The organism is Magnetovibrio sp. (assembly GCF_036568125.1).
Classification (GTDB): domain Bacteria; phylum Pseudomonadota; class Alphaproteobacteria; order Rhodospirillales; family Magnetovibrionaceae; genus Magnetovibrio.
The window spans coordinates 63,383-73,765 of record NZ_DATCTF010000009.1; the positions used below are offsets into that span (position 1 = coordinate 63,383).

General features: G+C 60.1%; 13 protein-coding genes and 1 riboswitch. Of the genes, 7 read left to right on the plus strand and 6 right to left on the minus strand.

Annotated features, from left to right (window positions below; translation table 11 throughout):
* Positions 1–4: 4 nt before the first annotated feature.
* The 4 genes from cysC to VIN96_RS04670 form a co-directional block, all read right to left on the minus strand.
* A complete protein-coding gene (gene cysC, locus VIN96_RS04655) occupies positions 5–661 on the minus strand; it encodes an adenylyl-sulfate kinase (protein WP_414675593.1) in 657 nt (218 codons plus the stop codon).
* Positions 658–1,389: a phosphoadenylyl-sulfate reductase gene (locus tag VIN96_RS04660; RefSeq protein WP_331894275.1), complete on the minus strand. Its 732-nt coding sequence runs from the start codon at positions 1,387–1,389 to the stop codon at positions 658–660. Before VIN96_RS04660 ends, cysC begins: the two co-directional genes overlap by 4 nt.
* Positions 1,386–3,431, minus strand: a complete 2,046-nt coding sequence (locus VIN96_RS04665; RefSeq protein WP_331894276.1) for a nitrite/sulfite reductase — start codon at positions 3,429–3,431, stop codon at positions 1,386–1,388. The genes VIN96_RS04660 and VIN96_RS04665 overlap by 4 nt, the downstream gene beginning before the upstream one ends.
* A 219-nt stretch (positions 3,432–3,650) precedes the next feature.
* Positions 3,651–3,730, minus strand: a riboswitch (SAM riboswitch).
* Positions 3,731–3,874: 144 nt separating this feature from the next.
* Positions 3,875–4,186, minus strand: a complete 312-nt coding sequence (locus VIN96_RS04670; protein WP_331894277.1) for a hypothetical protein — start codon at positions 4,184–4,186, stop codon at positions 3,875–3,877.
* 186 nt (positions 4,187–4,372) lie between these two features.
* On the opposite strand from VIN96_RS04670, the gene VIN96_RS04675 reads away from it, so the two are divergent.
* On the plus strand, positions 4,373–4,546 hold the full coding sequence (locus VIN96_RS04675) for a hypothetical protein (protein ID WP_331894278.1): 174 nt from the start codon (positions 4,373–4,375) through the stop codon (positions 4,544–4,546).
* An 82-nt stretch (positions 4,547–4,628) separates the two neighbouring features.
* On the opposite strand, the gene mobB is transcribed toward VIN96_RS04675, so the two are convergent.
* A complete protein-coding gene (gene mobB, locus VIN96_RS04680; RefSeq protein ID WP_331894279.1) occupies positions 4,629–5,156 on the minus strand; it encodes a molybdopterin-guanine dinucleotide biosynthesis protein B in 528 nt (175 codons plus the stop codon).
* Between the two features lie 7 nt (positions 5,157–5,163).
* On the minus strand, positions 5,164–5,400 hold the full coding sequence (locus VIN96_RS04685; protein WP_331894280.1) for a HypC/HybG/HupF family hydrogenase formation chaperone: 237 nt from the start codon (positions 5,398–5,400) through the stop codon (positions 5,164–5,166).
* A 57-nt stretch (positions 5,401–5,457) separates the two neighbouring features.
* Between VIN96_RS04685 and VIN96_RS04690 the strand changes: the two genes are divergently transcribed.
* The 6 genes from VIN96_RS04690 to VIN96_RS04715 all read left to right on the plus strand — a co-directional run.
* Complete coding sequence (locus VIN96_RS04690; RefSeq protein ID WP_331894281.1) at positions 5,458–5,943, plus strand: hydrogenase maturation protease; 486 nt, start codon at positions 5,458–5,460, stop codon at positions 5,941–5,943.
* 142 nt (positions 5,944–6,085) lie between these two features.
* Positions 6,086–6,556, plus strand: coding sequence for a hydrogenase expression/formation C-terminal domain-containing protein (locus VIN96_RS04695; RefSeq protein WP_331894282.1), 471 nt, complete (start codon positions 6,086–6,088; stop codon positions 6,554–6,556).
* A 20-nt stretch (positions 6,557–6,576) separates the two neighbouring features.
* Positions 6,577–7,665: a hydrogenase small subunit gene (locus VIN96_RS04700; protein ID WP_331894283.1), complete on the plus strand. Its 1,089-nt coding sequence runs from the start codon at positions 6,577–6,579 to the stop codon at positions 7,663–7,665.
* Complete coding sequence (locus VIN96_RS04705; protein ID WP_331894284.1) at positions 7,662–8,327, plus strand: hypothetical protein; 666 nt, start codon at positions 7,662–7,664, stop codon at positions 8,325–8,327. Before VIN96_RS04700 ends, VIN96_RS04705 begins: the two co-directional genes overlap by 4 nt.
* Positions 8,324–9,586, plus strand: coding sequence for a (Fe-S)-binding protein (locus VIN96_RS04710; RefSeq protein ID WP_331894285.1), 1,263 nt, complete (start codon positions 8,324–8,326; stop codon positions 9,584–9,586). Before VIN96_RS04705 ends, VIN96_RS04710 begins: the two co-directional genes overlap by 4 nt.
* Positions 9,587–9,605: 19 nt before the next feature.
* The coding region (locus VIN96_RS04715; protein WP_331894286.1) for a nickel-dependent hydrogenase large subunit at positions 9,606–10,383 on the plus strand (778 nt) is incomplete at its 3' end.

Sequence of the window (10,383 nt, forward strand, 5' to 3'; positions counted from 1 at the left end):
GTTTTCACGCCACCCGCAACCGGCTGCGGTTGAGCGCGAAATGCGTTTCCACATGATCGAGAACGCGGTGCACCGATGGCTCGATGCCCAAGTTTGAGGTGTTGACCACCAGCTCCGGCGTATCGGGGGCTTCGTAGGGCGCACTGATGCCCGTGAATTCGGGGATTTCCCCAGCCCGTGCGCGTTTGTACAACCCCTTGGGGTCGCGCGCCTCGCACACGTCCAAGGATGCATCGACGAACACCTCGTGAAACCCCTCGCCGACGATTTCACGCGCCAGATCGCGATCTTGTTGGTAAGGCGAGATGAAAGCCGTGATCGCCAAGGTACCCGATTGGGCAAACAAGGCCGCGACCTCGGCGATGCGACGAATGTTTTCGCTGCGATCTTGCGGCGAAAAGCCCAAATCGCTGTTGAGGCCCGCGCGCACGTTGTCGCCATCCAGCACATAGCCTTGATAGCCCAACTGGTGCAGCGCCTGCTCTAACCCCAAAGCCAGGGTGCTTTTGCCCGAACCGGACAGCCCGGTCAGCCACAGCACGCCGCCCTTGTGTCCGGTGCGCTGCCAATGATCTTGGCGGTCGACGCGGTGGTCGACGATGTAGATGTTGCGGGCTTCCGCCTCACGGGCGCGGTTTTTGGTCAGTTCATCGTGGCTCATTGGCCGGTCTCCTGTGTGTTCAAGTGTCGAGGTTCGTGCGCGGTCATATGCAGACCACATTCGGTTTTGTCTTTTCCCGCCCAGCGTCCGGCGCGCACGCCGTCGCCATCGCCGGTCTTAAAGGTGCACACGGCGCAGCCGATGGAGCGGTAGTCCGCAGCAACCAAAGGGTGACGGGGCAGCGCTCGATCGACGAACGCCGTTTCAATGTCGATTTCGCCCCACGACGCCAACGGATTGACCTTGAGGTGCAGGCCTTCTTTGTGCACGGGCGCAAGCGCGCCGCGCGCGCCGCCATGAAAACGCTTGCGCCCGGTGATCAACACATCGAAGTCCGCCGCCGCAGCCGCATGGGGCATGACCTTGCGCACCTGGCAGCACGCATCGGGGTCGTCTTGGTGCAGCAAACCGTCGGGGTCGGCGCTGGCGACCAGGGTGTCGGACGGCTGTAAGACACGCACGTCCGAAAGCCCAAAGTGATCGACCAGCCGTTCGCGATAGGCCACCGTTTCGTCGAATAGTTTTCCGGTGTCGACGGTGAGCACCGGGGTGGCGGCATCGACTTGCGCCACCAAGTCCAACAGCACCGCGGATTCCGCACCGAACGACGACGACACCGCGACCTTCAACCCGGTATCGGGTGCCAGCACGGCGCGCAGCAACGCCAAACCTTCCAGCCCACGTTTTTGCCACAGCCGCAGAAAATGGCTCTTGAGTGCCGTGTTCATTGGGCCGCCCCCGCAAAAAATCCCGGACCTGCAATGAAGCCCGGCACCGCGGATAAAATCCGTTCGACCTCGTCGTCGGCAACCCGTTGCCACGCCTGCAACGCCGCCAACGCGTCTCCCGGTTCACCGCCCGCCAAGACCTGCTGCTCGGCCGCGACGACATCCTTCAACCCCGATTGCAGGGTCGCATTTTGCGACCATTGTTGACGGATGGCGTCGATCAGATCCGCCGTGGGTTGCTCCGGGGCGATACCCGCGATGGTCAGCAAGCGTTGCGCGGGCAGACGCAAAGCCTCATGAACGTGGACCACGGCTTGGTCACGCTGACGCGCAGCCACGGCGCGGACCACGTCTTGACGCGCCACCCGGGCGAGATCGGACAAATGTTCCGCAACCATCGCCCCCGCCGCGCATTCGCCGGTGGAGGTTGCGGGCGGCACGAACAAGGTGTCGCTGGCGACGTCGAGACGCAGCGCCGCCGCTTGGCCGTCTGCGATACTCAGCACCGGGGCAAGGATGGTTTTGATCTGCTCCTGCCCCAGCCGTTCGGCCCACCCGCGCACGGTTTCGTCAGCCCTCTTGGTGGCCTGGATCGCCTGCATCAACAGCAGCACGGCCTTTTTCGCACGCCGCGCCGGTATAATCGGGCCGAGCACGCCGTGACGGTCCGCCTGCCCACCCAGATGAATCTGGTAATGCGGCGCGGGCTTGCCGCCGATCTTCTTGGCAATGCCGTGCAGGCCGATGTCGGCGATGTGGTGGTGACCGCAGGAATTGTGGCATCCGGATATGCGCAACCGCAACGCATCCAAACCGTCGAATTCCGGCCCCGCGTCCACCAAACTTTCCGCCAATGCGTGACTGTCGGTGATGCCGATGGCGCAGGTGTAGGTGCCGGGGCACGACACCAAATCGCTCAAGGCATGCGCGCGACCGCTGGCGTCGAGGCCGAGGTTGCGCACGGCGGAAATGAAATCCGCGACGTGCTCGCGATGCAGCCCCACAGCGACGATGTTTTGGTCGCGCCCCAGGCGCAGCTCACGTGCACCGGCGGTTTCAGCACGGTCGGCAAGCTTTTCCAGCTGCTGCGAGGTCAACCAGCCGAGCGGCACTTCGATGCGCACGTCCGCGCCCGATGTATCGCCGCCATCGCGCCATCGCACACCCGTCCATGCGCGCCGTTGCCAATCGCGGATGGCGTCGAACTGTTCGTGCACCAAGCGCACGAACTCCTCCGCGCCGAACCGCTTGACCAGGAATTTCACCCGCGCGCGGTTTTTATCCTCGCGCGACGAATGCGCCTGATGAATCCGCGCCACGGCTTCTTGAACGATCGGCAAGGCATCTTCCGTGACGAAATCGAACAGTTCGACCGCCACGGAAGGCTGCGCGCCGAGGCCGCCGCCCGCCACCACGCGAAAACCGTTTTGGCCGTCTCGCTGGGTGGCGATGAACCCCAGATCGTCAATGGCGCTGAGACCGCAATCGTGACCGCAACCCGACACCGTGGTCTTGAGCTTGCGCGGCATGTGCTGGGTTAAGGGATGGCGCAGCCAAGATCGGCTCAAACGCCCCGCCACCTCGGCCGCGTCGGTCAGTTCAGATCCGCAGAACCCGGCCTGGGGGCAAGCGACAATGGCGCGAAAGGTATTGCCGGACGCTTCGCGGGTGCTGACGCCGCCGACATTGAGGCTTTCGATCAAAGGCGCCAAATTCTTCAGCGCGATGAAGTACAACTGCACCCCTTGGCGGGTGGTGATGTGGATGTCGCCGCCGCCGAACGCCGCGTTAGCTTGTGCGATGGTGCGCGCTTGGTCCAGGCTGACCCGTCCGCCCGGTTGTTTGATGCGCATCATGTGTTCGCCCGCCTGACGCTGTTCGTAAATGCCGAAACGCAAGCGAAAGGTCTTCCATCGGTCTTCGGCCCAATCGCCGTTGATGTAGTGTGCGATGCCGGCGCGAAACGCGCCGATATCGCTCTCGGAAGCCAAGTCCTGGCTGGCGAAATCGTCAAAATCGGTATTGAGGTGTTGGTCGGTCATCATTTCATCCCTTTGAGCCGAGGACACACGTGTCCCCTCTTCGGACCGCCATAAACGGCCCGGCAAAAATCGTCTTAAGCTGAGATCAGGTGCGCGAAGGCCTTAACGGCCGTCGCTCACTTACACAGCGCAAACTCAGGTGAAATGGACATTCGGAAGTGTGAACGTGGGTTGATCGTATGCATCGGTGTACCCGCCTCTGGTCAAAATGGACCCGCGAAACCCCGTTCCGCGGCGCTTTAGCCTCGATTTGTTCACGCGGTCGCAAGCTGCCCCCTCAAATCACCGCGGGTCGATTTGGGCATGGTGCACCACACCACTCCCCGGGCCGAACCAACCCGATGGCGCTTATAAAACACGTATGCTGTGTTTAAGTCAACTATTGAATCATATTTTTATGTTCTTTATTTTTAATATACATTATAATTTTGTTTTTATTGCATCTAGGGTTCATTTTTAAGCTTTTCGATGATCGGCCCCATGGCGCGGAAACGCAGAAATGCACCGCCGAGAATGAACAGAACCCCGGCGAGCGCCCAGTAAATGGGATGAATTTTCAGCTCGATGTTGGACAGAAAATACCCCCGCGCCGGTTCCAACAAGGTGCCCAAAACCAGATACACGGCGGTGAACAACACCGCCACGATGCCGATGCGCATCATCAAGGCGTGTAGATAATAGCTGGTCGGCTGTGTGACCCGCATATCATGCTCGACGCGGTCCCAAAAATCGTCGCCGTCGGTTTTTAAGGTCATCGCTCGATTCCTTCTTACCGTCTGGGGAACGCTCATCTTGTCGTTCAAGATGTAAACAATTCGCAAAGCCTCGATTCGCACATTGAATCCAAACGATAATTTTCAGATCTCTTAAACTCATGGAAAGGTTTTGCAGGCCATACTGGACCTCGGCCAAGAACGGCCGAAGGACTTAAGGAGGCCACCATGAGGCACGACCTGAAAGTCCGTGAGGACACGGGCAACGAAATCGCCCTCTTTGCGGACAACTTGGTCCTTCATTTGGGTGTAGAAGATGCCCTTCGCGTTTGCCGTGACAATTCCTGGCACGGCGTTATGCGTGAGATCCAAGGGCGCCTGAACGAAGGCACATATCACTGAGCTGCGGATAACGGCTCACATGGGCGTCTCAAAGACGCGATGCGCGCACCCTACCCTCAACATCGGGCCCTGGTGCGGGGCGTTATGCTTCGAGCCTTAGATAGCTGACGATATAATCCGCCACCGCCTCGACGTCGTTGAGGTCGATCTGCACCACGCCCACCCCATCGAACCTATCGTCCGTCGCCACCGCGACCACGCTGTCGTCCGTCAGGCACAACAGGTCTTTGCCGCGCGATGGTCGATTGACCTCGATTTTTGGATACTTATGGGACTTGAAGCCTTCGATCAACAAGATGTCCACCGCAGCCATTTGCGCGATCAAGGCGTCGATTTCATATTCCGGCTCGTCGCGCAATTCGTGCAGCAACGCCCAGCGTTTACGTGAGGTCAGCAAGACCTCTTTCGCACCGGCTTCGCGATGGCGATAGCTGTCCTTGCCCGGGCGGTCCATGTCGAAATCGTGATGGGTGTGCTTCATGGTCGAAACCGTGTAGCCCCGCTCTGTCAGAACCGGAATCAAATCCGACAGCAAGGTGGTCTTGCCGCTGCCGCTCCACCCGACGATACCGATAATGTGTTTGGGACCTTGATGCATGGTCGTCGTCATCAAAGCGTCAACCCGCTTGGTCGAGGGCGTCGAGGATTTCGCCGAACAACTCGTAAGACTTCAACGCCTCGTCTTCCGCCACCACGCGCTGGGCGAATTTCATGTGCACGATGATGTATTCGCCCACCTTCGGCGGCGCGTCGGCCATCAACGTCAGATCTGCCCAACGCTCTTCGCCCAAGGCGGTGCAGCGCGCGCGTTGGCCTTCGATGGCTTCGATTTTCATAGGCACCGTCAAACACATAAAACCGTCACGTCCTTTTCATTGGTTCCGTACCCAGAACTATGTATGCTCGCCGCCATGGTGACAAGTGAAGACACGATTTTGATTCTCGGGCTCGGCAATATCTTGCTGACCGACGAAGGCGTGGGCGTGCATGTGGTCGAACATCTGCGCGAAAATCCCCCTGTCAGCACCGCCCACCTGAAACTCATGGACGGCGGCACCATGGGCCTGACATTGCTCATCGACATGGAAGACGCCGACGCCATGATCGTGGTGGACGCCGCTCTTCTCGACCGCGAACCCGGCGCGGTGCAGGTCTTCGAGGGCGAGGACATGGACTATTTCCTGCGTCATCGCGGCCGTAGCCCGCACGATATCGGCCTCGACGACATCCTCGACGGCTTACGCCTGCGTGAAGCGGTTCCCGAATGCCGTGCGTTGGTGGGAATCCAGCCCGCCGTGCTCACGGTCGGAGAGAATTTAACCCCCGCCGTCAAATCTGCCGTTCCCAAGGCTGCAGACGCCATCCAAAGCCTGCTAGCTTCCTGGAAAATCACTTAAATTAGAACATACCGATAATCTAATTTAGATTCCCCTTAAGAATTTACGTTATTTTTTTGTGAATAAATTGCCAGACAATTGTCTTTGGTCTAGACTTAGCAATTGGGGGAGTCACGGGTTTCGTTTTAGGGGATCGTCACCCATGGATTGCAACACATCAAGTACCAAAGCATCGCCCTTGGGCGGTGAGTCCGTCGGCGACGCCATCGACGACGTGCTGTCGTTTGTGGCGACGGGTAACGCCTCGCCGGTCCTGCATGAAATCAAACACGCACTGACCAAACTGCTCGAAAGCGGCACGGAATGCGTCATCGACCTCGGCGCCATTCCGTTCGCGCCCGGCGATGACCGTATCCTCAACGAGGTGCTCGGCGACGGTGAAGTGCATGCTGTGCTATCGATCATGGGCGAAAGCCATGTGCGCGAGACCTCGATCCCCGGCGTGTGGCGCGTCGACCACTTCGATGATAACGGCGAGCAACAATCGCGCTTCATCGAAATCACCTTTATGCCCGATATTCTCAAAACGCAGCGTGAAGACGCCGAACGAGGTCTCGCGACCTTGTCCGAGCGCCTGGACACGCCCGAAACCAAGTCTGACGACAATCGGTAATTCCAGAGGGGTATCCTGAAATGGCGAATAAACCAATGTTACCGGAACTGATGAAAACCCATGGCATCAGCCGCCGCGCCTTCATGAAGTATTGCGCGTCGCTGACCTCGCTGATGGCGCTTTCACCCGCCATGGTGCCGCGTGTCGCCCATGCGCTGGAAACCGCCAAGCGGCCGTCTGTGATCTGGCTGTCGTTTCAAGAGTGCACCGGGTGCACCGAAGCGATCACCCGCTCGCATTCGCCGACCATCGAAGACCTGATTTTCAACGCCATCTCGCTGGATTATCACCACACCCTGCAAGCGGCCTCCGGCCATGCGGCGGAAGCGGCCCGCGAACAGGCGATGAAGGAAAATTACGGCAACTACGTTTTGGTCGTCGACGGTTCGATCCCCATTAAGGACCCCGCCTTCTCGTGCATCGCGGGCATTTCCAACCTGGACATGCTCAAGGAAACCGCGGCGGGTGCGGCGGCGATCGTGTCGGTCGGCACCTGCGCGGCGTACGGCGGCATCGGCCACGCCAACCCCAACCCCACCGGGGCGGTGGCGGTGTCGGAAGTCATCAAGGACAAGCCGATCATCAACGTACCCGGCTGCCCGCCCATTCCGGTGGTCATGACCGGCGTGTTGGCGCATTTCCTGACCTTCGGCATTCCCGAACTGGATGAATTGGGACGGCCCAAGGCGTTCTTCGGCGAAAGCATCCACGATCGCTGCTATCGCCGTCCGTTCTACGACAAGGGCAAGTTCGCCGAAGGCTTCGACGACGAAGGCGCGCGCGCGGGCTGGTGCTTGTACAAGCTCGGCTGCAAAGGCCCGACCACCAAGAGCGCTTGCGCAACGGTGAAATGGAACAACGGCGTCAGCTTCCCCATCGAAGCGGGCCATCCGTGCCTCGGCTGTACGGAACCGGACTTCTGGGACGGCGGCGGGTTCTACAAACCGCTGTCGGTGCCTGCGGGCGACTATCGCAAGATGGGCGTGGCCGCGGTCGCGGGCGGTGCCGCCATCGGCGTGGCCAGCGCCTTGTTGGCCAAGGCCGGCAAGGCCAAAGCCGCCAAGGCGCACGAAACCGTTAATGCCCACGATCTGGAGAAATCATCATGAACAATCCAGCATTTGACCTTCTGATGTGGGCGCGCGGCCCCGGCTTCGACATCGCGCTCGTGATCTTTCTCGGCGGTATCATCTTGCGCATCGTCGAAATCATCACCTTAGGGCGCAAGACCGACATGGCCCCGGCCAAGGGCAGCCCGGTCGGCCAAGGGATCAAGACCATCTTCTCGCGCTCGTTCCCGCGCGAAGGCTTGGTGAAGTTCGCACCGATCACCTATATCGGTGGCTATATTTTCCACCTGGCCTTTTTCGTCGCGTTCTTGTTCTTCGCCCCGCACATCGCGCTGTTCGAAGACGCGTTCGGCATTTCGTGGCCCAACGCCGGCCGCGTGATCATCGAAAGCGCCACCGCCTTGGCGGTGTTGGCGCTGATCGCGCTGACCTATTCGCGCATGACCGACCCGGTGCGCAAGGCCTTGACGACGTTCGACGATTATCTGGTGCTGCTGCTCAGCGCGTTGCCGCTGATCACCGGTTACGTGGCGGTGAACAAGTTGTTCGGCGACCCGCAGATGATGCTGGCGTATCACCTCCTCAGCGTCGAGGCGCTGATGATCGCCTTCCCGTTCACCAAATTGATGCATGCCGTGAGCTTCGTGTTCGCACGCTACTACAACGGCTCGATCCAAGGCCGGAAAGGAGCTGAATCATGAGTGCGACCCTCAATCGCGGCCTCAATGCGCTGCGCGAACAAATCGACGCCCCGGTTGCCAGCTTCTTCACCAGCTGCGTCAGCTGCGGCCTGTGCGCGGAAGCGTGCATCTTTTACCGCGCCACCGAAGACCCGCAATACACCCCGATCAGAAAGCTCGACCTCATGCGCCGGGTATGGTCGCGGGAATTCACCCTGCTGGGCCGCATCGGCGGCATGCTGGGCCTGACCAAGCCGGTCACCGACGAAGACCTCAAGGCATGGGAGCCGCTGGTTTACGACAGCTGCACCATGTGCGGACGCTGCACCTTGGTGTGCCCGGTGGGCAACGACATCACCATGATGATCCGCAAGATGCGCGAAGGCATGTCGGCGGCGGGTCATGCTCCGGTGGAATTGATCGGTGCGGCGGAACGCCACAACGACCTCGGCAGCCCGATGGGCGAGCTGCACCCCGCCCTGCACGCCCAGGTCAAGAACGCCATTTCTGAGACCGGCATCGAAATCGAATTCGACAAGCCCGGCGTAGACTACATGGTGATCTTGTCGGCCCAGGAAATCGCCGAGTTCCCCGACGTTTTAGGGGCGATGTCGAAGATTTTCAAAAAGGCCGGCATCACCTGGACCATTTCCAACGATGCGTTCGAAGCCACCAACGTCGGCATTCAGCTCGGCAACCGCGACGTCGCGCGCACCTTGGTGCAGCGGGTCGTGGACGCGGCGGAAAAGCTCGGCGTCAAGGGCGTGATCAGCCCCGAATGCGGCCACGCCTATCAGGCGTTGCGTTGGGAAGGTCCCAACCTGATCGGCCGCCCCTATAAGTTCGAGGTCATTCACATCATCGAACTGCTGGACAAGCTGCGCGCCGACGGCAGGCTCAAGACCAAGGGCAAGAACACGCAAAAGCTGACCTTCCACGATCCGTGTCAGATCAACCGACGCGGCGGCATCAATCAAGAGCCGCGCCGTCTGATGAATATGGTCACGGAGAACTTCGTCGAAACCGACGACGCGGGCACCATGAACTGGTGTTGCGGCGGCGGCGGCGGGGTCGGCGCCAACGAACGCGCCGCGACGTTGCGCTCGGCGGCGTTCAAGCTGAAAAAGAACCAGCTCGACAAGGTTCAGCCCGACGCCATTGTCACCATGTGCGCGTACTGCCACCACACCCTCGACAACGTGTTGGAAGAATTCAACATGGAACAAGAAGTCTTGGGGCTAACCGAACTGGTCGCCGAATATCTCGATGACGACGCTTAAGCGTAAGGGGAACTAACAAATGAGCAAAAGACTGGTCGTAGACCCGATCACCCGCATCGAAGGCCACTTACGTATCGAAGCCCAGATGCAGGACGGTCAAATCGCCGAGGCGTTCTCGTCGGGCACCATGGTGCGCGGCATCGAAATCATCTTGCGCGGCCGCGACCCCCGCGACGCCTGGGCGTTCGCCCAGCGCATCTGCGGGGTGTGCACCTTGGTGCACGGCATCGCCTCGGTGCGCGCCGTTGAAAATGCCTTGAACTACAAGATCCCGGCCAACGCGCAGTTGATCCGCAACCTGATGATCGCGGCGCAATACGTGCACGATCACGTGATGCACTTCTATCACCTGCACGCGCTGGATTGGGTGGACGTGGTCTCGGCGCTCAGTGCCGATCCCAAGGCGACGTCGGACTTGGCGTCGGCCATCAGCAACTATCCCAGATCGTCGCCGGGCTATTTCTCGGACGTGAAGAAAAAGCTCAAGACCTTCGTCGATCAAGGTCAGCTGGGCATCTTCGCCAACGGCTACTGGGGCCATCCAGGCTATAAACTGCCGCCCGAAGCCAACCTGATGGCGGTGGCGCACTATCTCGATGCCTTGGAATGGCAGCGCGACGTGGTCCAGCTGCACACCATCTTCGGCGGCAAGAACCCGCACCCCAACTTCGTGGTGGGCGGCGTGCCGATGCCGATTGACCCGAACAGCGACACCGCGCTCAACGCTGAACGTTTGTCCATCATCAACGACTCGATCAGTAAGATGATCACTTTCGTTGATCAGGTTTACCTGCCTG

Bases quoted from the DNA above. Each gene is read 5' to 3' on its own strand.
- mobB (WP_331894279.1), bottom strand. From the start codon at position 5,156: ATGACGACGACCATGCATCAAGGTCCCAAACACATTATCGGTATCGTC.
- VIN96_RS04690 (WP_331894281.1), top strand. From the start codon at position 5,458: ATGGTGACAAGTGAAGACACGATTTTGATTCTCGGGCTCGGCAATATC.
- cysC (WP_414675593.1), bottom strand. From the start codon at position 661: ATGAGCCACGATGAACTGACCAAAAACCGCGCCCGTGAGGCGGAAGCC.
- VIN96_RS04685 (WP_331894280.1), bottom strand. From the start codon at position 5,400: ATGTGTTTGACGGTGCCTATGAAAATCGAAGCCATCGAAGGCCAACGC.
- VIN96_RS04665 (WP_331894276.1), bottom strand. From the start codon at position 3,431: ATGACCGACCAACACCTCAATACCGATTTTGACGATTTCGCCAGCCAG.
- VIN96_RS04705 (WP_331894284.1), top strand. From the start codon at position 7,662: ATGAACAATCCAGCATTTGACCTTCTGATGTGGGCGCGCGGCCCCGGC.
- VIN96_RS04660 (WP_331894275.1), bottom strand. From the start codon at position 1,389: ATGAACACGGCACTCAAGAGCCATTTTCTGCGGCTGTGGCAAAAACGT.
- VIN96_RS04675 (WP_331894278.1), top strand. From the start codon at position 4,373: ATGAGGCACGACCTGAAAGTCCGTGAGGACACGGGCAACGAAATCGCC.
- VIN96_RS04710 (WP_331894285.1), top strand. From the start codon at position 8,324: ATGAGTGCGACCCTCAATCGCGGCCTCAATGCGCTGCGCGAACAAATC.
- VIN96_RS04700 (WP_331894283.1), top strand. From the start codon at position 6,577: ATGGCGAATAAACCAATGTTACCGGAACTGATGAAAACCCATGGCATC.
- VIN96_RS04670 (WP_331894277.1), bottom strand. From the start codon at position 4,186: ATGACCTTAAAAACCGACGGCGACGATTTTTGGGACCGCGTCGAGCAT.
- VIN96_RS04695 (WP_331894282.1), top strand. From the start codon at position 6,086: ATGGATTGCAACACATCAAGTACCAAAGCATCGCCCTTGGGCGGTGAG.